The sequence below is a fragment of the Bacillus paranthracis genome (assembly GCF_001883995.1).
In the GTDB taxonomy this organism is placed as follows: Bacteria; Bacillota; Bacilli; order Bacillales; family Bacillaceae_G; genus Bacillus_A; species Bacillus_A paranthracis.
Genome location: NZ_MACE01000018.1, coordinates 604,078 through 630,665, shown reverse-complemented (window position 1 = coordinate 630,665; position 26,588 = coordinate 604,078). Strand labels below are relative to the sequence as shown.

Genomic DNA, 26,588 nt, shown 5'->3' with positions numbered 1-26,588 from the left:
TAACAAAAAGGCAACTGTCTCATATAAAGAAAATACATACAGTTGCCTTTTCTTTATTGGCAAATAAGGGGGAGAACACGATGAATGTATATCGTGGAGTTCATGAGTTAATTGGTCATACACCAATTGTGGAAATTAATCGTTTTTCACTTCCAGAAGGGGTCCGTTTATTTGCAAAGCTTGAATTTTATAACCCAGGCGGAAGCGTTAAGGACCGATTAGGAAGAGAATTAATCGAAGATGCGCTAGAAAAAGGGCTTGTTACAGAGGGCGGAACAATTATTGAACCGACAGCTGGAAATACTGGTATTGGACTGGCACTCGCAGCGTTACAACATGATTTACACGTTATCGTTTGTGTACCAGAGAAATTTAGCATTGAAAAACAAGAATTAATGAAAGCACTAGGCGCAACGGTCGTGCATACGCCGACTGAGCAAGGAATGACCGGTGCAATTGCAAAAGCAAAAGAGTTAGTAAATGAGATACCGAATTCATACTCTCCAAGTCAGTTCGCAAATGAGGCAAATCCTCGTGCATATTTTAAAACATTAGGACCTGAACTTTGGTCGGCACTTAATGGAGAGATTAACATATTTGTTGCTGGAGCAGGAACTGGCGGTACGTTTATGGGGACTGCATCTTATTTAAAAGAAAAAAATGTAGATATAAAAACGGTTATTGTGGAACCAGAAGGATCTATTTTAAATGGTGGTAAAGCTGGCTCACATGAAACAGAAGGGATTGGCCTTGAATTCATCCCGCCATTTTTGAAAACATCTTATTTTGATGAAATTCATACGATTTCTGATCGAAATGCATTTTTACGAGTGAAAGAATTAGCGCAAAAAGAAGGACTTCTTGTTGGGAGCTCTTCAGGAGCAGCATTTCATGCAAGTTTACTTGAAGCAGAGAAAGCGGCGCCAGGTACAAATATCGTAACGATTTTTCCTGATAGTAGTGAGCGCTATTTAAGTAAAGACATATACAAAGGATGGGAATAAAAAATGAGAGCAAAGACAAAGTTAATTCATGGTATTCGCATAGGAGAACCTTCAACTGGATCTGTAAATGTACCGATTTATCAAACGAGTACGTACAAACAAGAAGCAGTTGGTAAGCATCAAGGATATGAATATTCACGTACAGGAAACCCAACACGTGCAGCTTTAGAAGAAATGATTGCGGTATTAGAAAACGGTCATGCTGGTTTCGCATTTGGTTCAGGAATGGCGGCTATTACAGCTACAATTATGTTGTTCTCAAAAGGTGACCACGTTATTTTAACAGATGATGTGTATGGCGGAACGTACCGCGTGATTACGAAAGTGTTAAACCGCTTCGGTATTGAGCATACATTTGTAGATACAACAAACTTAGAGGAAGTTGAAGAAGCGATTCGTCCAAATACGAAAGCGATTTATGTAGAAACACCAACGAATCCGTTACTAAAAATTACTGATATTAAAAAAATATCTACTCTTGCTAAAGAGAAAGATTTATTAACAATTATTGATAACACATTCATGACGCCATATTGGCAGTCGCCGATTTCTTTAGGAGCAGACATTGTACTTCATAGTGCAACGAAATATTTAGGAGGTCATAGTGACGTAGTTGCAGGTTTAGTAGTTGTAAATAGTCCGCAATTAGCAGAAGACCTTCACTTTGTACAAAACTCAACAGGAGGCATTCTTGGCCCGCAAGATAGTTTCTTACTACTTCGTGGTTTAAAAACATTAGGAATTCGAATGGAAGAGCATGAAACGAATTCACGCGCAATTGCTGAGTTTTTAAATAATCATCCAAAAGTGAATAAAGTATATTATCCAGGCCTTGAGTCACATCAAAACCATGAACTGGCAACAGAACAGGCAAATGGATTTGGTGCTATTATCTCATTTGATGTAGATAGCGAAGAAACATTAAATAAAGTACTTGAGAGATTACAATACTTTACGCTGGCTGAAAGTTTAGGAGCAGTAGAAAGTTTAATTTCTATTCCCTCTCAAATGACGCATGCATCAATTCCGGCAGATCGTCGTAAAGAATTAGGAATTACAGATACATTAATTCGAATTTCTGTCGGTATTGAAGACGGAGAAGATTTAATTGAAGATTTAGCACAAGCGTTAGCATAGTAAAAATGCACTGCTAGTATAGGCAGTGCATTTTTACTATATTAATTTGTGAAATATTTCACAAATTAGACAAACACAAATAAAATAAATTCATGTATATTAAGTTCATGAAGTGTTACCCACGAACAAACTTGTGAAATATTTCACAAACAATGAGGTTCATGTAGGAAAGCAATTCTATTTTTTTGCGCTAATCAGGACTAATTATGACCTGTAGGGTCTTATTTAGTCCAAGATAGCAGAATAGGAGGAATTTACATGGTAGTCAAAGAGAAAGTTGTAAATGAAATGCAGGAAGTAAAAGAGATGATTGATACGTTAGTGAATAACGGTCAGAGAGCTTTACAAGCATTAGAAAGTTTTACACAAGAGCAAATTGACAACATTGTTCATGAAATGGCATTAGCAGGTGTTGATCAACATATGCCGCTTGCGAAGTTGGCTGTTGAAGAAACAGGTCGTGGTGTATACGAAGATAAATGTATTAAAAATATTTTTGCTACTGAATATATTTGGCATAGCATAAAGAAAGATAAAACAGTAGGGATTATTCACGAAGATCCTCATGAAGAAATAATAGAAATTGCGGAGCCCGTCGGTGTAGTAGCTGGGGTAACACCAGTAACGAATCCAACATCGACAACAATGTTTAAAGCATTAATCGCGATAAAAACGAGAAATCCAATTATTTTCGCATTTCATCCTTCAGCACAAAACTGTTCCATTGCAGCGGCAAAAACAGTATATGATGCAGCGGTGAAGGCGGGGGCACCAAAACATTGTATACAGTGGATTGAAAAACCTTCTGTCGAAGCAACGAAACAATTAATGAACCATGAAGGTGTTGCTCTTGTTTTGGCAACTGGAGGGGCTGGTATGGTGAAATCAGCTTATTCTACTGGAAAACCAGCGCTAGGTGTAGGTCCTGGTAATGTACCATGTTATATAGAGAAATCAGCGCATATAAAACGAGCGGTTAATGATTTGATTTTATCTAAAACATTTGATAATGGTATGATTTGTGCATCAGAACAAGCAATTATTGTAGACAAGGAAATTTATGATAATGTGAAAACAGAAATGATTGCAAATGATTGTTATTTTGTAACCGAGGAAGAGAGAAGTAAATTAGAAAAGCTTGTTATTAATGAAAATACATGTGCAGTAAATAGTGATATTGTAGGGAAATCCGCACAGTATATTGCCGAATTAGTTGGAATTACTGTACCTAAAAATACAAAAATGCTTGTAGCTGAAATACAAGGCATCGGAGCTGCATATCCACTATCTCGTGAGAAGTTAAGTCCAGTATTAGCTTGTGTAAAAGCAAATTCATTAGAAGAAGGGTTTACATATTGTGAAGAAATGTTAAACCTCGGTGGTTTAGGACATTCAGCAGTTATCCATTCTGTAAATAAAGAAGTGCAAAAGCAATTTGGATTACGTATGAAAGCTTGCCGCCTTATTATAAATGCCCCTTCATCACAAGGTGGAATCGGTGACATATATAATGGATTTATTCCATCACTTACGCTTGGCTGCGGTTCCTACGGGAAAAACTCGGTTTCTCAAAACGTAACAGCGACGCACTTATTAAATATAAAAAGGTTGGCAAATAGAAAAAAGAATATGCAGTGGTTCAAATTACCACCAAAAATTTATTTTGAAAAACATGCGACATCATATTTAGCAAATATGCCTAACATTTCACGTGCGTTTATTGTAACGGATCCAGGAATGGTTGAGCACGGATATGTAGATACGGTTACGCATTATTTACGTAAACATGCAAATGATGTGAAAGTTGAAGTTTTCTTTGAGGTCGAGCCAGATCCGTCAGATGAAACTGTGTTTAAAGGTGCGGAAATGATGAGAAGTTTTCAGCCTGATGTCATTATCGCACTTGGTGGTGGTTCAGCGATGGATGCAGCGAAAGGGATGTGGCTTTTCTATGAGCACCCAGAAACAACATTCTATGGAATTAAACAGAAGTTTTTAGATATAAGAAAACGTACATGTAAATATCCGGAATTAGGAAGTAAGGCGCAGTTTGTTGCTATTCCAACAACATCTGGAACAGGATCAGAAGTGACACCATTTGCGGTTATTACAGATAAGAAAAATAATATAAAGTATCCACTCGCCGATTATGAATTAACGCCAGATGTAGCAATTGTTGATCCACAATTTGTAATGACAGTACCACCACATGTAACAGCAGACACTGGGATGGACGTATTAACGCATGCAATCGAGGCGTATGTGTCTGTTTTAGCAAATGACTATACAGATGGATTAGCATTAAAGGCTATTGATCTCGTATTTAAATATTTACCAAGAGCATTTAAAGATGGACATGATGAAGAAGCACGAGAAAAAATGCATAATGCTTCTGCAATTGCAGGGATGGCATTTGCAAATGCTTTCCTAGGTATTAATCACAGTTTAGCACATAAAATTGGACCAGAATTTCATATTCCGCATGGGCGTGCGAATGCAATTCTTATGCCGCACGTAGTTCGCTATAATGCTATTAAGCCAAGAAAACACGCATTGTTCCCAAAATATGAGCATTTTGTAGCTGATGAACGCTATGCACATATTGCGAGAATGCTCGGGCTACCAGCAAGTTCGGTGGCAGAAGGTGTAGAATCACTCGTCAAAGCAATTATTGATCTCGGAAAAAGTTTAAATATAAATATGAGTATTGCGGGACAAGGAGTTGCTAAAGACCAATTTGAAGAGGTTGTTGGATTATTAGCAGAAAGAGCTTTTGAAGATCAATGTACAACAGCTAATCCGAAATTACCTCTCATTTCAGAGCTGAAAGAAATTTATATGAAAGCATATAAAGGTGAGTAATGGTTATGAAAGAGTCGCAATAAAGCGGCTCTTTTTCTTTTGGAAAACATCTCCCAGAATGGCTGTATTTACTTGTCTTTAAGTTTAGTAGAATATGATACAGTGAAATGGAGGAGTGAGAATATAATGAAAGAATTACAAGAGAAAATAGAAGATTATACTCGGTTCGGACAAATTCTTCTCGCTGTAAGTACATTGTTAATGGTTGGCTTATTGATTCCAAATGGAGCAAAAGAAACGATACAATTTTTTGTTATGATGGGGAGCATCGTTATATTTTTAAGTTTATCTTTCTTTTTCTTTCAGCGTGTGAAAGTGATGCGAGACAAGTTAGAGGGAAACGAATGTGAATAATATTGATAAATAGTGCGTTACAAAAAGAAGGAATCTTTTTGTAACGCTTTTTGTTTTTTTCTAGAAAATGTATGTGTTTCATATTGACAATGATAATCCTTATCAATTAAAGTAGAATAGTAGTTAATGATTATCATTATCAATTAGAGGTGGGAGAATGAAAAAATCTATTACGCTATTTACAGCGATTTTATCTATTTTTTTCTTATTAATAGGTTGCAGTGCAAAGGGAGACGAAAAAGCAGCGGCAACAAAAACAGAAAAAGGAAAAGAGAAAATAGAAGTTACCGACCTGTCAGGAAGAAAGGTAATATTCGATAAAGTGCCAGAGAGTTTTGCAACATTAAGTATGGGAGACATGAATATTATTCATGCTTTAGGCGGAAAAATAGTGGGTCGTCCGGATGCAAAAATAACTCTTCCAGAAGATATAAAGAAAGTACAAGTAATCGGGAATGCACATCAGCCAAATTTTGAGCAAATTGCCAGCTTAAAGCCCGATGTACTTATTGCTAATAATGGGTTCCAAAAGAATGTTCCAACGGTTGAAGGGCAAGGAACGAAAGTAATGATTTCTTCTACGAATTCTGTACAAGATATTCTAAAGAATATTGAACTATACGGAACGATAATGAAAAAAGAAGATAAAGCAAAAGAACTTAACCAAAAAATTACGAATCAAATGAAGACATATGAGAAAAAGAGTGATGTGAAAGCATTGCTAGTGTATGGAGCACCTGGTACTTATTTAGCAGCATTACCAACTTCTTTATCAGGTGATATTTTAGAGAAAACAGGTGGGAAAAATATTGCCGCTGATTTTCCAGAAATGAAGGAATATCCGCAATATGCACAGCTAAGTGTAGAACGCATTATTGAGGCGAATCCTGATGTGATTTACTTAATTACACATGGAGATCCAAATAGCGTTAAAAAAGCATTTGAAGGTGAAATGATGAAAAATGAAGCGTGGAAAAATTTAGATGCAGTAAAACAAAATCGCGTAGTTATTTTGCCACCAGACTTATTTGGATCAAATCCTGGAACAAAAGTTACAGAAGCGATGGACTTTATGTATAAAAGTATACAAGATGTAAGGAAATGATAAGTATGGAAAGTAGTGAAGTAGTAAGGGAAAAGGAACATCCTTTTGCGAAAAAAAGATGGATCATAGCAGTTACCTTAGTTGTATTAACGGTTTTATGTCTTTTTTACGGTCTTTTCGCAGGAAGCCTATCCTTTTCTTTACGAGATATTGTAACAGGGATACAAGATGAAGGTTCGACAGTTCATCGAATTGTATGGGACCTTCGTATACCAAGAGTGCTCGTTGGATTTATAGTAGGAACATGTTTAGCTGCATCTGGCGCAATGCTGCAAGGGGTGATGAGAAATCCTCTTGCAGACCCTGGTATTATCGGGGTGTCATCTGGAGCAGGCCTTGTTGCAATTGTAATTATGATTTTATTCCCTCAGCATATGGCGTTTTTACCACTCGGTGCGTTTTTAGGAGCTTTCATAACGGCGATGATCATTTATGCTTTATCATGGCAAAAAGGGGCGCCACCTTCAAGAATTGTCTTAGTAGGTGTGTCAATTAATGCATTAATAGGTGCAGCGACGTCAGCATTAATGTTATTACATAGTGACAAAGTACAATCCGTGTTACCGTGGTTAGCGGGTGGTATTGGCGGTGTAAGTTGGGCACATTTAAACATGATTATTTATTATGCAATATTCGCTATTATACTGGCCTTCTTCGGTATCAAGCATATTCGAGTATTAATGCTTGGAGATGAAATGGCGAAATTATTAGGTCATAACGTGGAGAGAAGTCGTTTTTATTTAATAGTAGTAAGCACATTATTAGCTGGAATAGCAGTTAGTGTTTCTGGTCTTATTGGATTTGTCGGCCTTGTCGTACCACATATGTTACGTTTATTAGTTGGAAATGACTATAAATATTTACTGCCATTATCATGCCTTGGCGGAGGGATATTACTTGTTTTCGCGGATGCGATAGCTCGAAGTTGGTTTAATCCAATTGAATTGCCTGTCGGTATTTTATTATCCTTCTTAGGCGGTCCGTTCTTCTTATATTTAATTCATAGAGGGGGAAAACAGCGTGATTTCCGTTAATAAAGTGTTTTACGCACATTCTGAAAGATTTCAAATGCAAAATATGAATGTACATATTAAAGCTGGAGAAGTCGTTAGTTTGATTGGACCGAATGGATCTGGGAAATCTACTTTGCTTCGTTTAATAGCAAGACTACTTAAACAAAGCGAAGGGGATATCGTTTTAGATGGAAAAAGTATTCATACGATGAAAAGTGCCGATGTAGCGAAGCAATTAGCGATGTTACCACAAATGCATGATCATCAATTAGATTTAACAGTGAAAGAATTAATAGAATTTGGAAGAGGCCCTCATAAGTTATGGAGAGGTCGCTTAAATAAAGAAGATGAAGAAATTGTTGATTGGGCATTGTCTGTTACAAATCTTGAAGGGTATGAATATCGTCTTTTACAATCTTTATCAGGAGGGGAAAGACAACGCGCTTGGATTGCAATGACGCTAGCACAACGTACGAATGTCTTATTATTGGATGAGCCAACAACTTTTTTAGATATCGTTCATCAGTTGGAAGTAATGGAACTTGTGAAACGACTAAACGAGGAATTTGGCATGACAATTATAATGGTTTTACATGATATTAACCAAGCGGCTCAATATAGTGATCGTTTACTCGTATTAAAGCGAGGGAAGCTTCAGTATGATGGTATACCAGAAGAAGTGTTATGTCATGAAATGTTTCAACATGTATTTGGCATAGAGGTAGATATTTTTCAAGGAAGCGATAAGCCATTTTTTACACCGAAACGAATTTCTAAAAAAGGAGGAGCAAAATGCGAACAGAAGAACGTGTTACCACTGAGTTAGTAAGGGAATTTGTTATGGCAGCTCACGGAGATTTAGAAAAAGTACAAGAACTGTTGGCTGAATCGCCAAGTTTACTTCATGCTTCTTACAATTGGGGTGGATCAGATTGGGAAAGTGCGTTAGGAGCAGCGGCACATGTAGGGCGTAAAGATATTGCTCTTTACTTATTAGAAAAGGGTGCTCGAATGGATATTTTCGCGGCCGCTATGCTGGGGGAATTAGAAGTTGTACAAGCTATTTTAGTAGCACAACCAGAAGCATTACGTGCATCTGGTCCACATGGTATTTCTCTTCTTCAACATGCACGAATGGGTGGAGAAAAAGCACAGCGTGTATTTGACTACTTAACGGTGCTTTCTTACTGACCGCCAAAGTTCTTATGTGCGGTAAACTTTTCACTTTTATATAATTGGAAAGTTTACCGCCCGTTAGAACGGGATAAGTATCTAGTGTATTTGAAAATCCTACACCCCCCTCAATTGTAGTTTTCTTTATGCTAGTTATGATATGGATGCAGTAGACAATATTTGTCTACTGCCTTTTTTAAATTCTTTTGAGATTGAATATTCTGTATTTTAATGTTAGTTCATTTATAATAGATAGTAACATTTAGTATGGATACAAGACGTGAGCGTGTAATGAAGTACAAATTCGTGGGAAGGAGTGCAGAAATGTTTCATACAGATCGTTTACAAATTCGCAAATATACAATGGATGATTTACAGTTCTACGCTTCACTATGGGGAAATGAGAAGGTAATGCGCTATATTGGAAATGGGACGTTAAAAACATATATGCAGTGTAAAAAAAGTTTGGAGGAGTGGGTGATTCCTAGCTATAAAAACGGTCTCGGTTTATTTGTATTGATTGAAAAGGAAACGGGAATACGAATTGGTCATGCAGGATTAGTAAAGCAGCAAATAGATGGAAAAGAGGAAATTGAAATTGGTTATTGGTTATTACCTCAGTATTGGGGAAAAGGGTATGCGAAAGAAGCAGCGGCAGCATTTCGAGATTATGGCTTCCAAGCGTTACGAATGAATAAATTAATCTCTCTTATTAATCCGGATCACCCCGCCTCAATCTTTGTTGCTAGAAAAACGGGGCTTAGTTATGAGAAAACAACTTCATTTCATGGGATGGATGTTCTCGTTTATTCCATTAGGCGCATTGGATGAAAAAAGGTGAATTGCATCTTTTGAAGAATGGTATATAAAAATAAAGGGGGGATTACATGTACATTTATCATAATGGACTTATTATTCGTGAGGGAACGAATGGTGTACCTGCATATGCAATTAAAACTTTATTCGAAGATGCCGGTTGGAGCAATGATAATATCCCTTCTTGGCAAATTGAAAAATTCACGATAGCATTTGAAAATTCAACATGGGCATTCACAATTTGGGATGAAGAAGAGATGATTGCGATGGTTAGAGTCATTTCTGATGGAATCATGGTAGCCAACATAGTAAATTTAGTTGTGAAATGTGAATATAGAGGGAAGGGATTAGGTAAGAAACTTGTTGCTCTTTGTTTGCAAAAATTGCCACATGGTGACTGGTTTGCGCATACTTCTGCGAGTAATTTTGATTTTTATAGAAGTTGTGGTTTTGAGGTGAGAGAGTTATCGAGAAATGGAACATGTGCGTACTATGGATATCAAATAGCTAAAAAAGAGGGGCACCGATAAGGAGAAAAAGTAGAACAGAAAAAGGCTTACTATTTTAATAATATAAACTGAACTAAGATTCATTTTATGATAAAATGAAAGAAAATTCTGTTTATTATTAGGGGGATAAAAATGAGTATAAAAGTTGGGGATGTATTTAAATACGAAAGAAGATTTACTGAGGAAGAGGTTTTTGAATTTGCAAATATTACAGGGGATAAAGGTAGGCATCATATGGAATATGATGAAAATGGACGTTTAATGGTTCATGGTTTATTGACTGCTAGTATTGGAACGAAAGTAGGCGAAGAATTACATTACATAGCAAGAGAATTAGTAAGTGAGTTTATTAGACCAGTTTTTACAGGAGATACGATCACTTGTGAATTAACTTTAACGAATGTTGAACAGATGGAAGGATACAAAAAGGTTTCAATCGAGTCAGTTTATCGTAATCAACACGAAAAGACTGTACTAGTTGGGACAAGCTATGGAGTTATAAGAGGATAAAAAGAAGCCTGATTTACAGGCTTCTTTTTTTAATAAACACGTTTTCGATTTTCTGCATGACTAGAGATGAGTAATAATGCAGTTTCTTCTCCTATATTACGAACGATATGAGGAACACATGCATTCCAGGAGAAAGAATCTCCTTCTTCTACAATTGCAACATCTTCTCCATGTTGAACTTCTAGTTTTCCGCGTAATACAAGGTGACATTCTTCTCCTTCATGGGCATTTGGTGTGTTTTCTTTCGGAAACCCAGCAGGAATTTCTACGAGATTGAGGCGAAGGCCACCTTGCTCTGCAACATGTTCAATTCTTTGTTCATCTTTTCCGTATACACTATATTTACGCTCTACCTTTTTGACAACTTTCAATCGATCTTTTTGTTCTAACAATAAATAGGGAAGAGGAACGTTTAAAAAATTGGAGATTGTTTCTAAAGTTGAGATAGATGGTGATGTTTTATTATTTTCAACCTGACTCATAAACCCTTTAGAAAGACCTGTTCCCTCACAAATTTGTGCAATTGTTATGCCTCTACGTTGACGAATTTCACGTATTGCAGAACCAATATTCATAAAATCAAGCTCCTTTTTATAAACAACTATTTGTATCATAGCAAAAAAAATATATATTTTCCCAGTGAAAATGAATTGACGAATAAAAAAAATTAGTGTATGTTTTGTAATGTAAATAAAAGTTTTGTATAAGAAAACTATAAAGGAGAGAAGGAAATGAATCAACATATTGGTAACTTAATTATTCGTATCGTGTTAGGGGTAACGTTCTTTATGCACGGTTTAACAAAATTCCAATCGGGAATTGACAATATTGCAGGGTGGTTCACAAGCATTGGTTTACCAGGAGGACTTGCATACGGTGTAGCAACAGTTGAATTAGTTGGCGGTCTATTATTAATTCTAGGTTTAGGTGTAAGATATATTGGATTATTATTTGCACTAGTTATGGTTGGAGCAATTGTAAAAGTAAAATGGTCAGCTGGTTTATTAGGAGATGGAAAAAATCCTGGTTTCGAATTAGAGCTTGCATTGTTAGCAATGGGTGCGTACTTATTTGTTGCGAAAGCGGATGGTTTTGTAGATAATTTCTTAAAAGAGAAAATGTCAAAGAAGAACTAATTTAAATGGGAGGCTAACAAGATGAGTTTTCAACTTCATCCCGATACAACACTTGATGTTGTTCATTTATATGTATCAAATATAAAGAAATCACTAGAGTTTTATACAGAAGTACTACGTATGAAAGTGCTAAAAGAAGATGAAATGGTCGTTACATTTGGGAATGAAAATAACGAACCACTCCTTATCATTGAAGAAAAGAAAGAAGCCTTACCAAAGCAAAGAGGGAGAACGGGTTTATATCATTACGCAATTTTATTACCGAGCAGACAGGATTTAGCGAATATCCTTCGTCATCTTGTAGAAATGGTTTATCCACTGCACGGCGGAGCTGACCATTACTTTAGTGAGGCCCTTTATTTAGCTGATCCAGATGGAAACGGGATTGAAATTTATCATGATCGCCAAAAAGAAGTTTGGCGTGATGAGAATGGAGAGCTACCATTTGTTAGTAACCCGTTAGCTGGTGAAGAATTATTACAGCAAGGAAGTACATGGAGTGGGTTTCCAGCTGGTACTGTGATGGGACATATTCATTTCCATGTAGCTGATTTGGAAGAAGCGAAACGTTTCTATGTGGATGGTCTTGGCTTTGAAGTAACGATTCCAGCCCGTAATGGGGCGCTCTTTGTATCGGCAGGTGGCTACCATCACCATATCGGTTTAAATACGTGGCAAGGTGAAGGAATACTACCGCAAATGCCAAATTCCGTTGGCTTGAAATATTTCACAATTGTATTAGCAAATGAAAAACAAAAAGAGCAAGTATGTGAAAGCTTAAAAAATATTGGCAAGATTGCTACGTACAAAGATGGAATATTACAAGTAGAGGATCCATTTGGACATTGTATCCATTTCAAAATAAAAGGAGAAGCCTAATAAAGGCTTCTCTTTTTTACTTTCTTATAATGGCTTTTTCATTTTGGACAAATAGTTCATCAAATTGCTTCGCAAGCTCAAAATCGAGTTTCGTTAAACCTTTTGCATTCCAAGATGACAAAGTAATAATGACTGCTTTATACTGGATAAGGATAAATGGGTGGTGATTATGTTCTTCTGATAGTTTGGCGGCTTCAGAGACAAATTCGACTCCTTTTAAGTAGTCGGAAAACATATATTTTCTTTCAATCCATTTTTCATCTTTTACTACCCATTTATCTAACCTCAATAATTCTTCTTGAACTTCCTCTTCAGTTAATCGTAGCATCATTTTTCACATCCTTTACTGGAAGTAGCGTAAGACCATTGTTAATAAGACGTGTTACAGCTTCATCCGTTGTGAAAGTAGAAAGTTGTTGTAATAATGCTGCTGATGTTTCGTGCCCTTTGTTATGCTCTAAAAGCAATTCTAATATTTCAAGGCGAAGTAACCATTCTTTCGGATACAATTTATTTAATACTTCTTGAATTGCTACTAATTGCTCGATATGCGCGTCGTGTAAAATACCTTCATTTCGGATATCGCGAACTGTTTGATACATACGTTCAAGTTCATTCAGTACAAGTGGAGCAGGAATTTCTTGGATTTCTTCATCCATTGGGAAAAATGCTGCAGCATCTGCGGCACCTGGGAATACCGAAGTGATTGTTGAACCAACAGCCATATCAAATGCGCCCCATGAAGCATCAAATAAAACGCGGTCGTTATAAGTAACTGTACAATTGATAAAGGAAATAAGCGCAATTTTTTTATCGTTTTTTACAATATCTGTTACTGTTCCTTTTACATGAATACCACTTGCAAAAGTAAACTCAGCAACATTTCCAATTGTAATTCCTAATGATTGTAATTGTTCATCTGTACAATTTTCTAATGCAATATTTTCAGTGAGTAATCCAATTGGTGTTCCAAACCCGTCACTGTGTACAGACGTAGAATGATTCGCTAGCTGTTTATTGTGAATTGCTAATGCTGTTGGCGAGCTCGTTCGCATGTAAATCAATTCACCTGCATCGTTTTCAATTGTCTCGGTAAATGTACCTGTAATTTGTAAGCCGCTATTTAATTCAGCAGTTGCATGATTTTCAGAGCGAATTGCTTTTTCTAATCCTTCTTTACCACCTGTTTTAAAGGCCATCGTTTCAGAGAATTTCTCAAGTGCTTCTGTTAATTCTTCAAATGATTCACAAACAAATAGTTGTGGTTGCATTTTTGTTACGTCATAAGTTGTACTTGTACATGCCTCTATAGAGAATGGAACCTTTTCTACAGCGTCTGTTAAGCAATATTTGCTTTCGCCAACAGAAGAAAGGAGACCAGCACCATATATTTTTGGAGCATCTATATTTCCAATTAATCCATATTCTACTGTCCACCAGAAAAGACGTGAAATTTGTTCCGCTTCTGATAAGCCAGAAACTAACTTTTGTTTTTCAAGTACATTATTCTCAGCAGCTGTAACTTCATCAGGAGTAGAAGTAGGGCTTTCTTTTACAATTGTTAATGTACGAACAGCTTCGAATGCATCATGTTCTTCTTTTGTTGAGAAAGCTTTTGCACCAATTTGTCCAAATCGTTTCACATATTTTGCATATGTAGGATCAAGTAAAATAGGTGCGTGTCCTGCAGCTTCGTGTACAATATCTGGAGCTGGTGTATACTCGATATTCTCTACCTTGCGAATATCTGTTGCGATTGGTAGCAATCCGTGCCCTTGAAAATCGAAAAATGCGACGCCAGGAATAAGTCCGTCAATCGTTACAGCGCCCCAGCCGCTTGGCGCCAAACATTCATTCATTTCTTCTACCTTTGGAATTGCATCTATATTAATACCAGATGATTGTAGTCCGTTCACATAGGCTGGATGAGCAACGTCTTTTAAGAAGCTATGATTTTGTCTCATAATGTAACGCCATACAGCGTGGTTCACCGGTGTGTATTGATCATAATGCTGTGTGGATACGAATGGTTTTAAATGCGATGGAATTTCTCTTTTCTTTGTCATTTAGACATCCTCCTTTTTTTAAATAAAATTAAGTATCGGTTTCGTATAGCTTGTATCACCCCCTTTCAAAAATTGTAAGCGCTTATAAAATTTTATCATAAGATTCGGAATTATTTAATATTTGTTTCTGTGAGAAATAGAAAAAGCCCCTATCGGAAAATCCGATAGGGGCGAAAGAATCGGGTTACTACCTTATTTCACATCTAAATCAACATTTAAATTAGATGTATTTCCAGCTGCATCTGTTGCTACAATGTGAATTGTATTTTTACCTTCTTGTAATTGAGTACGATCTAAATAAATGCCGTAATTTTTCTCCCAAGGATTTAGGAATGCACTTTCCCATACACCATTTCCGTTGATTTCATACTGTAGTCTCACTGGAATTCCAGGTGCTACCCAACCAGATTCTGTCATCCAATCTAGTAAGATATCATCCACTTTTCCTGTGATTACAAGGTTTTCTTGGTCAATTTCGTATGTTAACTTAGGTGCAGTTCGATCCAGAAATACAGCAGCTGTTTGTTTTGTTTCCCCACCAGAATTAGAGGCAACTGCTTCGATTTGGTATAGACCGTCAGCTAACGGAGTACCATCTGCTTTTGTACCATTCCATTTGAAAGGTTTGTATCCAGCTGTTTCATTTTTAGCTTGATGGATAATCCCTTGGTACGTTACACGTTCTTTTGTAACTAAATTTGCGTGCAATGTTACATCATCCACAGGTGCAACTAAATAGTAGTTGATGAGATTATCGTCTAATATTTGGTCACCATTTGGACTAAATGTAGAATTAATAATTTCGAGTCCATCTATACGTTTGTAATCTTTAGGATCGATACTAAATGTAAATGGAATGCGAGTTTCTTCCTTCTTACCTTGTTCTTTTATATACACATTTCCAGTATAGACACCTTGGGGTAGCGAACTATCGACAGTGATAGTAAATGGTTTTTCGGTACTACTATTCGGCTGTATGCTAATCGATGAAGGTACAGAAGTTTTTACTTTTGTTTTTGTGTTTGTATCTAGCAATTCCACACGAGTTGAAAAACTTTTCTTTTTACTAGATAGATTTTGTAACGTAATATTTTGCGTCAGTTTTACTTTCCCACTGTTTGGCTTAATAAGACCGAAGCTCACATTGTTAGGTTTGACTAATACATCTGTTTGAGCTGCTTTCGGGATGTTAATTAAACCAGACTCTTGTGTCATAATAGGATATGTATTTTCATTCACATCTTTTAAAGTTTTTGCGGTATTGGCAAGGGATGCTTTTAATTGCTCTGTCGTCCAATCAGGATGCATTTGACGCAAGAGGGCAACCGCTCCAGCTACTTGTGGAGCAGCCATACTTGTACCATTATGAGATTCATAGCCGCCTCTCGGTACTGTACTCGTAATTTGTACGCCAGGTGCAATTATATCTGGTTTTATAAGCCAACTTCCTTGTGACGGACCTCTGGAACTGAAGTTAGCAATCAATTCGGTTGGATTTGGTTGACCAATTTTTATATTTTTCTTACGCTTTGTAATTAAGTTTTTCAACTCTTCACCGTTTACATTGGATAGTTGCATAACTGGAAGGGCTAGGTTTTCACGTGTAAAGTATTCAGGCATAATATTGATTTCTTTTTCTATAGAAATGAATAGTACACCAATTGCACCAGCTTGCTTTGCTTGTTCAGCTTTTACTAACGTGCTAGAAGTACCTTGTAAAACAAGTGCAAATTTTCCTTTCACATCTTGTTTTGCATAATCGCTTGGATTACCATAGCCAACATATACAAGTGGAGAATCATTTCCTATTGGGAAATCTGATTTTGATAACGGTAATCCTTGGTATGTTTTGCTGGAACCAGCTACTTGGAATGTTGGAAACGGAATAGAAACTGTAGATGCTCCAACTGATATCACGCTACTTGCATTTCCAGGTGCATCAACAGACCAAGGTTTTGGACCATCATTTCCATTGGAAACGACTGCAGTAACCCCAAGCTTTGCTGCACGTTCTAACGTTAAAGTTACAGGCTGATCAGGTACATTTAAATCTTGTCCAAGGGATAGATTTAACACATCAGCACCATCTTGAATTGCTCGTTCAATACCTTGAATAATATCATCTGTTGTACCAGTACCACCGTCATTCATGACACGATAAGCTAAAATAGAAGCATTCGGAGCAACGCCTTTAATTTTTCCGTTACCAGCAATAATTCCAGCTACATGAGTACCATGTACGTTACCATCCATTGGATCATTATCTTCATCAACTGTGTCGTATCCACCGATATAATTTGCTTTTAAGTCAGGGTGTGTATAGTCTACACCAGAGTCGATAATCGCTACTTTCATACCTTTTCCATCAAGCGGTTTGCCAGATGGGTCTTTTAAATTCCATGCTTCAGTTGCACCAATTGTTGGTCCGCCGATATTTGGTGCTTCTTCATTAGTAGTACTTTTTGATGTTTCATGTAATTTATATGTTAAGTTCGGATAGACTGCTTTTACTTCAGGTAAAGAAGCAAGAGCGGTAATTTGATCTCCAGGAACTGAAATAGAGAATCCAGAAAATAACGTATTATACACTTCTTTAATTTTTGCACCAGGTGCTTTTTCTTTTATTTTCTTAGTTGTATCTTCTTGTGCTTTTTTAAGCTCGGTATGATAAGACTGTGCATGATTATTTTGTAAATCTGGAGCATGCTGAATGTTACTTTGTGAAGCGAGTGGAGCATGTTGCAATTCTACAATGACAGAAATTTCTTTTGATGTTTTTGTTTCAACATTTTGCGCAATTTTGTTTTCTCCCCATTGTTCAATGTTCGTTTTTAACTGTGGACTAAATTGCTTCTCCTTTTGTAGCGATTCAGCATGTGCGCTTAAAGCTCCAAAACTGGAAAAGACGAGCGCCATACTTAATAGTGTAGATGTAGTTTTTTTCATTGAAACTCCCCCTGATAAAAAGTGCTAATATTCCGAAAAAACATCTTACAAATTGATCTCGAATTACATAATCGGATGTTAGCTAAACTATATTTTCGACATAATTCATACCAATCCTCTATGAATTTAAAATTTCTTGGGAAATTTTTTCTGATTATGTCGAATAGGTATTTTTTACATATTGTAGGTGGACATTGAGGAATGCTATGAGGGGAATGGAGGGGTGTTATGAAACGGTTCATAGTAAGCGTTGGTACAATGTTAGTCGTATTTTTATGTTCAACTATTAATAGTAGCGCAGAAAATAATGAATTTAAAATTGCTTTTATTCGTCATCATGACCTCTGGATTAAAGTTGATGGAAAAGAAAAGCAACTTACAAAAGGAGAGTATATAACAGGGCCAAAGTGGTCTCATGATGGAGAGTGGCTGGCATATGTAAAAGGAAAGAAACAAAGTAGTCTTGAGTTATATTGGCTGAAAGATGGAAAGAAAGTTACGCCGTTTCACTCAGAAGCATCGAATTATCAATGGTCACCAACAGAAAATATAATTGCATTTATATTTACAGGTACATTACATACCTTCGAGGTAGAAAAAAAGAATACAGATTTTGAAAATGTATCGGCAGGTGTAGGAGATTATGCATGGTACCCTGATGGAAAGAAGTTTTTTGTATCCTCTGAAGCACACTTACTTCCAACAGGATGGACAGGAGCTCAGCTATATGAAGTGCAAAAAGATGCACATATGAATCCTCACAAAATGAAGCATTTGTATGCATTACCAAATGAACATGATGATTTCCTAGCATTAGTTGCAAGTGGCTTTCAGTGGTCGCCAGATCAAAAGTGGATTTCATTTTTAGCAGTACCGACAGCTTCATGGTCAGCTGATAGTAATACGCTTTGCTTAGTTCGTGCAGATGGCAGTCGGTTTGAAAAAGTAGATCAAATGTTATTAAACGCACAATGGTTTCAATGGGCACCATCAAAAAATATATTAGCTTATATTGAAGGGAGCGGAAGGGTTGCGTTAGAGAATAAACATTTAAAAGTCAAAGAATTGCCAGCACTTCAGCAGAACACATTTACGCCGCAAGGATATGTTGATTGGGATTTTGCATGGAAGAACGATAACGTAATTATCGTCTCTCGAGCAAAAGAGGGAGGATTTGAAACATTGCCAGAAAAAAGGCCACTACCATCTTTATATGAGGTTGATAGTACAAGCAATGTACAGCATCGAATCACAAAGCCACCTCATAAGCAGGGTGATTATCATCCAATCTTTATGAAGAAGAGCAATCAATTAATATGGATACGTTCAGACCGTAAGAAAGCAGATGTATGGCTTGCTCATAGAGATGGAAAGCATGAAATGAAGTGGATTGAAAATATAGATGTACCAGAGTGGTATTATGAGAAATGGAATTGGGGAAATGTTATATCGGTGAAATAACAATAAAAAAATCTGCCTAAAAGATAATTTTAAGCAGATTTTTTATTATTATTATTTATGCGTTTTATTTGGCTTTTTTTTCGCTGGGTTTCCGTTCCCTTGACGTTTTCTATTTTGTTCATCTTTTGCTTGTTTTTCATGCAGTGTATCTAAAAAGTCATTCGAGTTACTCATTTTTCTATCGCTCCTTTCCTTTCATCTTGTCCTAATTACTATAACCATTTAGGAGGATAATCATGAGATAAAAAGTTAAGCGCTTAATTTTCTTCGATAGTATACGTAAAATATGCCATACGTAATAAATAACATAAATAAAATTTGTAACTCTACATTTTCTTTTAAAATAGTTGCGACAGAAGTTAGTAAGTATGGTGATGTATTACTCGTTTCTATACCTAACCATTTGTTTAAGAGATTAATGGTACAAAACATAAAAACACCAGACCAGCTTGCAATAATTGCTTTCTGTTTAATTTTTGTTTCACGTTCATCATCTGTAATCCAAGGATTAGAAGTTTTATCACTGCTAAAAAATCCGTTTATATATCCCCATATAATCATGCCAATTAAGATAGTTAGCCATTTCATATGCATGTGTCTCCTCTCTCTTGTAAAAAGTATTTGACACAATGAATTGTAATGTTTTCCAATTCGTTGTGTCAAATATTTTTTACATATCGATGTTTCATATAGCAGGAATAAAGGATGGAATAGGGAAGAAATATGTAAGAGGATTTTATAGTGAGAGGAGGATGGGGATGAAACTCATCTTTGTTCGGCACGGTGAAGGAGAACATACAAAAGATTTGCCATCAAGTTTACAAGTGCCTCATCCACCGTTAACGGATGAGGGAAGGAATCAGGCTAAATTACTTCAATGCAATGTACCCTTGCAAGAAACGGATATATTAATTGCTAGTCCTACAATTAGAACTTTACAAACGGCAACAATATGGAGTGCGAAAGTAGCTTGTCAAAAAATTGTCCATCCATATGTATCCCCACGTATTTTTCCTTATCGAGAAGGAGCAAAAACATTACCATGTGACCACATAGTAGATCAGGGGAGAGTAAAAAGATTATTTTCGAATTTTTCGATAGAGAAAAGTACAAATAAACAGCTATGGACGGAAGGCATAAATACTATTTCAGAAAATAGCTTTCAGCGAATAGTAGAGGAATTTCTTCTTTGGTGTTATGAACTGGGCGCTGAAAGAATTTGTATTGTATCTCACGACGGGACAATTACTGCGTATCGGCAATATTTACAAAAAGTCGTTTTAACTAGAGCTGATTTTTTGCAAGAAACGGGTATATATGAAATGGATGTATCCCTTAAAATTTTGATTGAGGAGATCTAATTATAGGATGGTGGGTGTATGTGGAATGTTGCACTAGTAGTTGGCTTTAATTCTGATTTAGAGGCACAATCAATCCGAGCATCACTTGAATACTTTGGGGCGAAAGTTATAACGTACTGGATTGGTAGACCGAAAGAATTCATCGACATTCTTTCTGGAAAGGGTTTATATAACGATATTAATTATGTCGTCTTTTGCTTTCATGGTGAGGAAGGAAAGTTTGTCATGGAAGAGTTAGGTGAAGATATATATGAACAAGATGAACCGAGAGGATACTTTGGTGCAGAAGAAATTTATAAATATGCAAAATTGCATAATACAAATATTGTAAATAGTGGGTGTACGTTAGGGGAACAAAAACTAGCAGAATCTTTCTTACGTAGTGGTGCGAAATCGTATATTGGATCGATAGATTATGTAGATGGAAATGCAGCACTTATGTTTACTATACGCTTATTTTATGGGGTTATTAACCATGGGAAAACGTTAGAAGAAGCGTTTCAAGAAGCGAGTTTAATTGATGAGGAGACACGTACATTTCGATTATATAAGTAGTGTGAAACACGTTTATTCTATATTCGAATAAATGTGTTTCACATTTAACTCACATTTTTTTTACAATTTTTTCAATGAAAATGATTATCACCTGTGGTATGATATGTTCAAGTTTTTACAGGTAATAAAAGTTACTATATAAACGTTAGTTTTTAATGTTTCCTACACATGTCACGGATTATTCATAATTAACGTTTGAAAAATAAGTAACTAATGTTATTATATTACCTGTAACTAACTTAATTACAACTTTAGGAGGAAGATATGGTTATTCAATTTTTAAGAGAAAACAAAGCAGTTTCTTTTGTGTTAGCGGTAATTCGAGTGTATCTTGGTTACACATGGTTAATGGCTGGAATTGGTAAACTACAAGGAAAAGGATTCGATGCAACGGGTTATTTACAAGGTGCAATTGAAAAATCTAAAGGAGCACAACCGGCTGTTCAATCTTGGTGGGCATCATTTTTACAAGATTTCGCAATTCCAAACGTTGATCTATTTAATACACTTGTAACGTGGGGAGAAATTTTAGTCGGAATTGGTTTAATTGTAGGCTGTTTAACAAAAACAGCGGTCTTTTTCGGTCTTGTAATGAACTTTTCCTATATGTTTAGTGGGTCAATTGGTGTGAATCCTGAAATGGTTATTCTATCAATGTTCGTTCTAGTTTCTGGTATGAATGCTGGTAAATTTGGAATAGATGGTTTCGTTATCCCGAAAGTATTAGGATCAAAAACTCAAAAACGCCAAAAGCAAGCTGCTTAATATATGAAAACGGGTATCTCAAAATGAGATACCCGTTTATTTTTCAGTTATTATAGGGTTTTTGCCAAAGAAATCTTTCACATACCCTACAAACTCCTGTGGTTCCTGACGAAATGGTGCGTGATAGCCTTTCTCGATAATATGGAAAGTGCTATTTTTTAAGAATTGATGATACGTTTCTCCTTCTTTCCACGAAACGCTACTATCATTTCTTCCCCATATAATTAAGGTCGGTTGTTTTATTTCATTTGCGTTGATTTGAAGACGTCTAGGCCATAATTTCATTTTATTGTAATGCTCTTCATCATTACGTTTAAATTTCACTTTGCTCTCATCATAATCTGCAATGGCAGAAACGGTATTTAAATCAGTCGACAACTGTGGTCTTGGTGATCCTTGTTTATTAACGAGTGTATGAGGACCGCCCGTAGCATCAGTTAAAATAAGGTGGGTAACGGATTCTGGATATAAATATGTTAAATTAAGAGAAATTTCTCCGCCCATTGAGTGGCCCAATATTGCAAACGAATCGTAACCTAGTTTTTTCATTAATTTATAATACAAATTTGCATGAGTTGGGAAAGAATAATAAAAATCCATCGGCTTAGATGAGCGCCCGAATCCTAAAGCATCTACAGAAATAATTGTATGATCTTTTGCTAAGTCTGAGTAAATCTTTTGAAAACCATCTGACGATCCTCCAAATCCATGGATCATAAGTAAAGGTGGTTTTTCATTGCCAATCTTTTTGAAGTAAATGGTTTGACCATCTATTTCTACCATTTTTTCCTCGGTAGCTAGTTTTGCTGTAAGTGTATTTTTAACTTGTTTTACTTGTTCTACTGGCTTTTCTGCTGCACTACATCCTACTAATAGTGTAAGAGTAAGACAACCTACCATAAAATAGCTAAATCGCTTCAATTAGGTGTCCCCTTTCTAACATAACGCTGTATCTATCATAGCAAATAGCATATTACGATTTCCAGGAAGTTGGCTACCATTTTTGATCATAAGAGGTGAAAGGAGCGTTTCTTGGAAATGTTCTGTTTGAAGAAATTTGCGAAATGAAAATTGTGAATGTGGGACATCAATTCTTACTGTGCCATTCCAACATTCACATATGTTTTGTAGTAATTGAATAGCATCTTCTTCTCGTTTGGCGATAAGTGGATTGATACATAATACATTCCCCTTTTGTATGCATAAGGAAAAAGCTTCTATACAGTTATGTCTCTCAATTTTAAAAGAGTGGCTCGTTCTTGGGAATAGTAATGAATAAAGTAAATAACGATCGGCACCAGTTGTACTTTGATCGAGAGAAATAAGCGATATAAGATCTTTTTCTTTTACTTGTTTTGTATGAGTGATATGTGTCTTAGTAGTTTGTTTTTCAAAACGATGAATCGTCGTTACTGTTTGAAATCCGCATGATGTATACAGAGGCTCGCCAGCTTTTGTTGCAATAAGTGCAATTGGTTGTTTTGGGTGAGTGTGTTCTAAGCAGTGATTAAGCAAAATACGCCCGATACCTCGTCTTTGAAAATGAGGATGGACGATTAACATGCCAATAGTAGAAAACCTATCTTTAAAAGGAAATACGCCTCCAGCTGCAATCAGTTTATTTTCATGCATATAACCGACAAGTGTACCGAGAGAAAGGTACATTTCGAATTGTTTTTTCATAAATGCTTTATTTTGTAACCATCCAATAGATTTGCAAAGGTCGAGTAAATCAAAAATAAAAGTTTCATCTAGCTTTATTATTTTCATACATGTTCACCACATTTCTATTAATTTTCATAAAAGTAGATGGAAAATGTTAAATAAGAGATTTACGTTAAATGAAATCCAACTTGTTTATATTTTGATTGTAAAGGTGAAAATGGTTGATATGAAAAGACAAACTTATACAAATTATAACTGATATTTACATAAGTTAACAAAAAATTTACATATAACTAATTTTCTCTTAATAGTCTTCTATTAGATTTGATAGTGGGAAATGAATAACGTAATTAGGGGGACAAGACAGTGAAAAAGTTTGTGAAAAAAGCATGGCCATTTGCAGTTGTGGCATCATTAGCAGTTACTTCGGTAGCAACATGGAATTTTACACGTTCTAGTGAAGTGAGTGCAGATGAGAACGGAAGCAATGCAAAGATTAAAAATGTCATTGTATTAATTGGGGATGGTATGGGCCCTTCATATATGACAGCTCACCGTTATATGAAAGATAATCCAAAAACTTTTGAGATGGAATCTACAGAGTTTGATAAACATCTTGTAGGAACACAAAAGACATATCCAGAAGATGAACATGAAAATATCACAGACTCTGCATCTGCAGCAACAGCTATGTCAGCAGGAATTAAAACATATAATGCGGCAATTGCAGTTGATAATGATAAAGCAGAAGTGAAAACTGTTCTTGAACAAGCGAAAGAAAAGGGGAAATCAACAGGACTAGTTGCTACTTCTGAAATTACACATGCAACACCAGCTGCTTTCGGTGCGCATGACATTAGTCGTAAAAATATGGACGCAATTGCAAATGATTATTTTGATGAGAAAATTAAAGGGAAGCATAAAGTAGATGTTATGCTTGGCGGCGGCGTAAAAAACTTTGTTAGAAAAGATCGCAATCTTACAGAAGAATTTAAGAAATCTGGTTATAGTTACGTAACAGATAGAGATCAATTGTTAAATGATAAAAATGATCAAATTCTTGGTTTATTTGCACCAGGCGGTTTAGATAAAATGATTGACCGCAATGAGAAGACACCTTCATTAGAAGAAATGACAAATGCAGCAATTGAGCGTTTGAACAAAAATAAAAAAGGTTTCTTTTTAATGGTTGAAGGAAGTCAAATTGACTGGGCAGGACACGATAATGATATCGTTGGTGCAATGAGTGAAATGGAAGACTTTGAAAAAGCATTTAAAGCTGCGATTGAGTTTGCGAAAAAAGATAAAAATACGTTAGTTATTGCAACGGCAGACCACGCTACTGGTGGATTATCTTTAGGTGCAAATGGTGAGTATAACTTTAAAGTAGATCCAATTAAAGCTGCAAAACGCACACCAGACTTTATGGCAAATGAGATTGCAAAGGGTGCAAATGTAGAAGAAACATTGAAAAAATATATTGATTTACAATTAACACCTGAAGAAATTAAAGCGGTAAATGATATTGCTCCTTCAAAAGATGTAACAAAGATTGATAATGCGATTGAAGATATTTTCAATAAGCGTTCGGTTACAGGATGGACAACAGGTGGACATACAGGAGAAGATGTAAACGTATATGCATTTGGCCCTGGTAAATACTTGTTCTCTGGCGTTCAAGAGAATACAAATATCGCGAAACGTGTCTTTGATATTGTTGGCGGTGGCGACCCGAATAAAGGAAGACGCTAATTATAAACGAAAGTGAGGCGAAATGCCTCACTTTTCTTTTTAGGAGATGGGAAGATGAGAGCTTTTTTCAGGGGGATAGGACTCTTTCTAATAGGTGTATTATTGCTAGTTGGATGTCAATCCAAAGAGAATCAGATAGAACAAAAAGCTACTACAAAAGCTGAAGGAAAGGTACAAATAACGAAAGAAGAAGAGAAAACGATTCAAGGTGTGATAGAGAAATTTGTACGGACGACAAATGAAAAAAATCTTACTGAACATATGGAGTTATTTTCAAAGAACATGCCTAGTGCTGAAGACTTAAAAACGCAAAAAGAAGCAGCTTTTCAAAAGGGAAATAAGAAAATTGAATTGGAACATATAGACATAAAAGCTAGTAAAGCAGGGTATGTTGTTGTTGAAACAAAAGAAAAGGAAATAGATGGAGAAATCACTCTTCAGAAAAAAGTACAGTATGCACTTGGAAAAGAAGAGGATGGCTGGAAAATTGAAGAGGTTCGCACGATAGAGAAGAAATAAAGTGAAATTTTCCGTAAATAGCGCAAAAAGGTTCTCATTGGCGAGAACCTTTTTTTATAGTGGTAACATAATTTGATCTGAGCATGCTTCGATATCATCAATATCTTGGCGAATGGTTGCCATTTTATTATCAAGATCCTCAGCTTTCATTGCGGCATCATGTAGTTCATCTTTTAAATAATCAGGTATTTTCCCTTCATATTTATAATAAAGTTTATGTTCTAAACTTGCCCAAAAGTCCATTGCGAGCGTACGTAACTGAATTTCTGCAAAGACTTCTTTTGTACCAGAATTCAGTGATAAAGGATATTTAATAATCATGTGTAAACTTTTATATCCATTTTGTTTTGGATTAGCGATATAATCTTTTACCTCTATGATTTCCATATCTTCACGCTTTTGAATGACTTCTTTCAAATGATAGATATCTTCTACGAAGCAACATGTAATACGAATGCCAATGATGTCTTGTAAATGCGTTTGCGCATTTTCAACTGTCGGTAATAAATTTTTACGCTCAAGTTTTTTAATAATACTTTCAGGTTGTTTTAATCTTGTTTTTATATGTTCAAACGGGTTGTAATCCTCTAAAAATTGGGCTTCCCGGTTCATAATTTCAAATTTAGTTTTTAACTCTTCTAAAGCAAATGTATATGGTAGTACAAAAGCTTTCCAGTAGTTAACTGTTGATTGATTATATTCCATTTATATACACACCTTTTCCTATTTACAAGTGAGGTTGTTATTATACTAAACACCAAATCATGTAGGCGCAAGCAGCAAATGATGAGATCATAAAACGATATTTAGTTTTCATACTTTCAACTCCTTTCAAATAAAATTTTATATAAATAAACGTGATTGTTAATAAGTTCACTATGTACAGTTTCTATAGTAATAGATTCGTGTGAATTTCGTATGAACTAATTGTTTCAGCTTTTTGTCTTTTTTTGCAAATCATCATTATTCTCGATAATTTAAAGTGTTTTTATTTGATTTA

At 35.8% G+C, this 26,588-nt stretch carries 28 protein-coding genes; 19 read left to right on the top strand and 9 right to left on the bottom strand.

Features of this window, described 5'->3' with window-relative positions; genetic code table 11:
• Window positions 1-80: 80 nt before the first annotated feature.
• From BAQ46_RS09565 to BAQ46_RS09510, 11 genes are all read left to right on the top strand, one after another.
• Window positions 81-1,004, top strand: coding sequence for an O-acetylserine dependent cystathionine beta-synthase (locus BAQ46_RS09565; RefSeq protein WP_071741861.1), 924 nt, complete (start codon window positions 81-83; stop codon window positions 1,002-1,004).
• A gap of 3 nt (window positions 1,005-1,007) precedes the next feature.
• Window positions 1,008-2,141, top strand: coding sequence for a bifunctional cystathionine gamma-lyase/homocysteine desulfhydrase (locus BAQ46_RS09560; protein WP_001201909.1), 1,134 nt, complete (start codon window positions 1,008-1,010; stop codon window positions 2,139-2,141).
• Between the two features lie 258 nt (window positions 2,142-2,399).
• Window positions 2,400-5,003, top strand: a complete 2,604-nt coding sequence (gene adhE, locus BAQ46_RS09555) for a bifunctional acetaldehyde-CoA/alcohol dehydrogenase (protein WP_000260470.1) — start codon at window positions 2,400-2,402, stop codon at window positions 5,001-5,003.
• A gap of 126 nt (window positions 5,004-5,129) precedes the next feature.
• Window positions 5,130-5,357, top strand: coding sequence for a YrhC family protein (locus BAQ46_RS09550; RefSeq protein WP_000661441.1), 228 nt, complete (start codon window positions 5,130-5,132; stop codon window positions 5,355-5,357).
• Between the two features lie 157 nt (window positions 5,358-5,514).
• A complete protein-coding gene (locus tag BAQ46_RS09540) occupies window positions 5,515-6,462 on the top strand; it encodes an ABC transporter substrate-binding protein (protein ID WP_000748449.1) in 948 nt (315 codons plus the stop codon).
• Between the two features lie 5 nt (window positions 6,463-6,467).
• Window positions 6,468-7,496, top strand: a complete 1,029-nt coding sequence (locus BAQ46_RS09535) for a FecCD family ABC transporter permease (RefSeq protein WP_071741860.1) — start codon at window positions 6,468-6,470, stop codon at window positions 7,494-7,496.
• Entirely contained in the window at window positions 7,483-8,301 is an 819-nt protein-coding gene (locus BAQ46_RS09530) for an ABC transporter ATP-binding protein (RefSeq protein WP_000626533.1), read from the top strand. The genes BAQ46_RS09535 and BAQ46_RS09530 overlap by 14 nt, the downstream gene beginning before the upstream one ends.
• Entirely contained in the window at window positions 8,268-8,666 is a 399-nt protein-coding gene (locus BAQ46_RS09525; RefSeq protein ID WP_001258470.1) for an ankyrin repeat domain-containing protein, read from the top strand. The genes BAQ46_RS09530 and BAQ46_RS09525 overlap by 34 nt, the downstream gene beginning before the upstream one ends.
• Window positions 8,667-8,939: 273 nt before the next feature.
• Window positions 8,940-9,479, top strand: coding sequence for a GNAT family N-acetyltransferase (locus BAQ46_RS09520; protein ID WP_370647175.1), 540 nt, complete (start codon window positions 8,940-8,942; stop codon window positions 9,477-9,479).
• 56 nt (window positions 9,480-9,535) lie between these two features.
• Complete coding sequence (locus BAQ46_RS09515) at window positions 9,536-9,994, top strand: GNAT family N-acetyltransferase (protein ID WP_000276116.1); 459 nt, start codon at window positions 9,536-9,538, stop codon at window positions 9,992-9,994.
• A gap of 111 nt (window positions 9,995-10,105) precedes the next feature.
• Window positions 10,106-10,483: a hotdog family protein gene (locus BAQ46_RS09510; protein ID WP_000025011.1), complete on the top strand. Its 378-nt coding sequence runs from the start codon at window positions 10,106-10,108 to the stop codon at window positions 10,481-10,483.
• Between the two features lie 29 nt (window positions 10,484-10,512).
• On the opposite strand, the gene BAQ46_RS09505 is transcribed toward BAQ46_RS09510, so the two are convergent.
• Window positions 10,513-11,058 carry a helix-turn-helix domain-containing protein gene (locus tag BAQ46_RS09505; RefSeq protein WP_001020702.1) on the bottom strand — a complete coding sequence of 182 codons (546 nt, stop codon included), beginning with the start codon at window positions 11,056-11,058 and terminating at the stop codon, window positions 10,513-10,515.
• 156 nt (window positions 11,059-11,214) lie between these two features.
• On the opposite strand from BAQ46_RS09505, the gene BAQ46_RS09500 reads away from it, so the two are divergent.
• Both BAQ46_RS09500 and BAQ46_RS09495 read left to right on the top strand, forming a co-directional pair.
• Entirely contained in the window at window positions 11,215-11,619 is a 405-nt protein-coding gene (locus BAQ46_RS09500; RefSeq protein WP_001071557.1) for a DoxX family protein, read from the top strand.
• Window positions 11,620-11,640: 21 nt separating this feature from the next.
• A complete protein-coding gene (locus tag BAQ46_RS09495; RefSeq protein ID WP_071741859.1) occupies window positions 11,641-12,498 on the top strand; it encodes a VOC family protein in 858 nt (285 codons plus the stop codon).
• A 16-nt stretch (window positions 12,499-12,514) separates the two neighbouring features.
• On the opposite strand, the gene BAQ46_RS09490 is transcribed toward BAQ46_RS09495, so the two are convergent.
• From BAQ46_RS09490 to BAQ46_RS09480, 3 genes are all read right to left on the bottom strand, one after another.
• A complete protein-coding gene (locus tag BAQ46_RS09490; protein ID WP_000979545.1) occupies window positions 12,515-12,829 on the bottom strand; it encodes a 4a-hydroxytetrahydrobiopterin dehydratase in 315 nt (104 codons plus the stop codon).
• Window positions 12,810-14,564: an aromatic amino acid hydroxylase gene (locus tag BAQ46_RS09485; protein ID WP_071741858.1), complete on the bottom strand. Its 1,755-nt coding sequence runs from the start codon at window positions 14,562-14,564 to the stop codon at window positions 12,810-12,812. Before BAQ46_RS09485 ends, BAQ46_RS09490 begins: the two co-directional genes overlap by 20 nt.
• Window positions 14,565-14,756: 192 nt before the next feature.
• Window positions 14,757-17,510 carry a S8 family serine peptidase gene (locus BAQ46_RS09480; RefSeq protein ID WP_071741857.1) on the bottom strand — a complete coding sequence of 918 codons (2,754 nt, stop codon included), beginning with the start codon at window positions 17,508-17,510 and terminating at the stop codon, window positions 14,757-14,759.
• Between the two features lie 228 nt (window positions 17,511-17,738).
• On the opposite strand from BAQ46_RS09480, the gene BAQ46_RS09475 reads away from it, so the two are divergent.
• The gene (locus BAQ46_RS09475) at window positions 17,739-18,971 is read left to right on the top strand and encodes a TolB family protein (RefSeq protein ID WP_071741856.1); all 1,233 of its coding nucleotides are present in this window, start codon (window positions 17,739-17,741) and stop codon (window positions 18,969-18,971) included.
• Window positions 18,972-19,022: 51 nt separating this feature from the next.
• Here BAQ46_RS09475 and BAQ46_RS09470 read toward each other — a convergent pair whose 3' ends face one another.
• Together BAQ46_RS09470 and BAQ46_RS09465 are read right to left on the bottom strand one after the other, a co-directional pair.
• On the bottom strand, window positions 19,023-19,145 hold the full coding sequence (locus BAQ46_RS09470; RefSeq protein WP_000071861.1) for a DUF4023 domain-containing protein: 123 nt from the start codon (window positions 19,143-19,145) through the stop codon (window positions 19,023-19,025).
• A 75-nt stretch (window positions 19,146-19,220) separates the two neighbouring features.
• Window positions 19,221-19,559 carry a phosphoglycerate mutase gene (locus tag BAQ46_RS09465; RefSeq protein WP_071741855.1) on the bottom strand — a complete coding sequence of 113 codons (339 nt, stop codon included), beginning with the start codon at window positions 19,557-19,559 and terminating at the stop codon, window positions 19,221-19,223.
• Between the two features lie 170 nt (window positions 19,560-19,729).
• Here BAQ46_RS09465 and BAQ46_RS09460 point away from each other — a divergent pair, with 170 nt between their 5' ends.
• From BAQ46_RS09460 to BAQ46_RS09450, 3 genes are all read left to right on the top strand, one after another.
• Window positions 19,730-20,332: a histidine phosphatase family protein gene (locus BAQ46_RS09460; RefSeq protein WP_071741854.1), complete on the top strand. Its 603-nt coding sequence runs from the start codon at window positions 19,730-19,732 to the stop codon at window positions 20,330-20,332.
• A gap of 18 nt (window positions 20,333-20,350) precedes the next feature.
• The gene (locus tag BAQ46_RS09455) at window positions 20,351-20,887 is read left to right on the top strand and encodes a delta-aminolevulinic acid dehydratase (RefSeq protein WP_071741853.1); all 537 of its coding nucleotides are present in this window, start codon (window positions 20,351-20,353) and stop codon (window positions 20,885-20,887) included.
• 264 nt (window positions 20,888-21,151) lie between these two features.
• Complete coding sequence (locus tag BAQ46_RS09450) at window positions 21,152-21,652, top strand: DoxX family protein (protein ID WP_000236600.1); 501 nt, start codon at window positions 21,152-21,154, stop codon at window positions 21,650-21,652.
• A 36-nt stretch (window positions 21,653-21,688) separates the two neighbouring features.
• Here BAQ46_RS09450 and BAQ46_RS09445 read toward each other — a convergent pair whose 3' ends face one another.
• Both BAQ46_RS09445 and BAQ46_RS09440 read right to left on the bottom strand, forming a co-directional pair.
• Entirely contained in the window at window positions 21,689-22,573 is an 885-nt protein-coding gene (locus tag BAQ46_RS09445; protein WP_000819828.1) for an alpha/beta fold hydrolase, read from the bottom strand.
• A 15-nt stretch (window positions 22,574-22,588) separates the two neighbouring features.
• A complete protein-coding gene (locus tag BAQ46_RS09440) occupies window positions 22,589-23,422 on the bottom strand; it encodes a GNAT family N-acetyltransferase (protein WP_071741852.1) in 834 nt (277 codons plus the stop codon).
• Window positions 23,423-23,683: 261 nt separating this feature from the next.
• Here BAQ46_RS09440 and BAQ46_RS09435 point away from each other — a divergent pair, with 261 nt between their 5' ends.
• Window positions 23,684-25,069: an alkaline phosphatase gene (locus BAQ46_RS09435; protein ID WP_071741851.1), complete on the top strand. Its 1,386-nt coding sequence runs from the start codon at window positions 23,684-23,686 to the stop codon at window positions 25,067-25,069.
• A 54-nt stretch (window positions 25,070-25,123) separates the two neighbouring features.
• Complete coding sequence (locus BAQ46_RS09430; RefSeq protein ID WP_048557582.1) at window positions 25,124-25,588, top strand: hypothetical protein; 465 nt, start codon at window positions 25,124-25,126, stop codon at window positions 25,586-25,588.
• 54 nt (window positions 25,589-25,642) lie between these two features.
• Here BAQ46_RS09430 and BAQ46_RS09425 read toward each other — a convergent pair whose 3' ends face one another.
• Entirely contained in the window at window positions 25,643-26,293 is a 651-nt protein-coding gene (locus BAQ46_RS09425; RefSeq protein ID WP_000456216.1) for a GTP pyrophosphokinase, read from the bottom strand.
• Window positions 26,294-26,588 lie beyond the last annotated feature (295 nt).

Bases quoted from the DNA above. Each gene is read 5' to 3' on its own strand.
- BAQ46_RS09565 (WP_071741861.1), top strand. From the start codon at position 81: ATGAATGTATATCGTGGAGTTCATGAGTTAATTGGTCATACACCAATT.
- BAQ46_RS09560 (WP_001201909.1), top strand. From the start codon at position 1,008: ATGAGAGCAAAGACAAAGTTAATTCATGGTATTCGCATAGGAGAACCT.
- adhE (WP_000260470.1), top strand. From the start codon at position 2,400: ATGGTAGTCAAAGAGAAAGTTGTAAATGAAATGCAGGAAGTAAAAGAG.
- BAQ46_RS09550 (WP_000661441.1), top strand. From the start codon at position 5,130: ATGAAAGAATTACAAGAGAAAATAGAAGATTATACTCGGTTCGGACAA.
- BAQ46_RS09540 (WP_000748449.1), top strand. From the start codon at position 5,515: ATGAAAAAATCTATTACGCTATTTACAGCGATTTTATCTATTTTTTTC.
- BAQ46_RS09535 (WP_071741860.1), top strand. From the start codon at position 6,468: ATGGAAAGTAGTGAAGTAGTAAGGGAAAAGGAACATCCTTTTGCGAAA.
- BAQ46_RS09525 (WP_001258470.1), top strand. From the start codon at position 8,268: ATGCGAACAGAAGAACGTGTTACCACTGAGTTAGTAAGGGAATTTGTT.
- BAQ46_RS09520 (WP_370647175.1), top strand. From the start codon at position 8,940: ATGAAGTACAAATTCGTGGGAAGGAGTGCAGAAATGTTTCATACAGAT.
- BAQ46_RS09515 (WP_000276116.1), top strand. From the start codon at position 9,536: ATGTACATTTATCATAATGGACTTATTATTCGTGAGGGAACGAATGGT.
- BAQ46_RS09510 (WP_000025011.1), top strand. From the start codon at position 10,106: ATGAGTATAAAAGTTGGGGATGTATTTAAATACGAAAGAAGATTTACT.
- BAQ46_RS09505 (WP_001020702.1), bottom strand. From the start codon at position 11,058: ATGAATATTGGTTCTGCAATACGTGAAATTCGTCAACGTAGAGGCATA.
- BAQ46_RS09500 (WP_001071557.1), top strand. From the start codon at position 11,215: ATGAATCAACATATTGGTAACTTAATTATTCGTATCGTGTTAGGGGTA.
- BAQ46_RS09495 (WP_071741859.1), top strand. From the start codon at position 11,641: ATGAGTTTTCAACTTCATCCCGATACAACACTTGATGTTGTTCATTTA.
- BAQ46_RS09490 (WP_000979545.1), bottom strand. From the start codon at position 12,829: ATGATGCTACGATTAACTGAAGAGGAAGTTCAAGAAGAATTATTGAGG.
- BAQ46_RS09485 (WP_071741858.1), bottom strand. From the start codon at position 14,564: ATGACAAAGAAAAGAGAAATTCCATCGCATTTAAAACCATTCGTATCC.
- BAQ46_RS09480 (WP_071741857.1), bottom strand. From the start codon at position 17,510: ATGAAAAAAACTACATCTACACTATTAAGTATGGCGCTCGTCTTTTCC.
- BAQ46_RS09475 (WP_071741856.1), top strand. From the start codon at position 17,739: ATGAAACGGTTCATAGTAAGCGTTGGTACAATGTTAGTCGTATTTTTA.
- BAQ46_RS09470 (WP_000071861.1), bottom strand. From the start codon at position 19,145: ATGAGTAACTCGAATGACTTTTTAGATACACTGCATGAAAAACAAGCA.
- BAQ46_RS09465 (WP_071741855.1), bottom strand. From the start codon at position 19,559: ATGAAATGGCTAACTATCTTAATTGGCATGATTATATGGGGATATATA.
- BAQ46_RS09460 (WP_071741854.1), top strand. From the start codon at position 19,730: ATGAAACTCATCTTTGTTCGGCACGGTGAAGGAGAACATACAAAAGAT.
- BAQ46_RS09455 (WP_071741853.1), top strand. From the start codon at position 20,351: ATGTGGAATGTTGCACTAGTAGTTGGCTTTAATTCTGATTTAGAGGCA.
- BAQ46_RS09450 (WP_000236600.1), top strand. From the start codon at position 21,152: ATGGTTATTCAATTTTTAAGAGAAAACAAAGCAGTTTCTTTTGTGTTA.
- BAQ46_RS09440 (WP_071741852.1), bottom strand. From the start codon at position 23,422: ATGAAAATAATAAAGCTAGATGAAACTTTTATTTTTGATTTACTCGAC.
- BAQ46_RS09430 (WP_048557582.1), top strand. From the start codon at position 25,124: ATGAGAGCTTTTTTCAGGGGGATAGGACTCTTTCTAATAGGTGTATTA.
- BAQ46_RS09425 (WP_000456216.1), bottom strand. From the start codon at position 26,293: ATGGAATATAATCAATCAACAGTTAACTACTGGAAAGCTTTTGTACTA.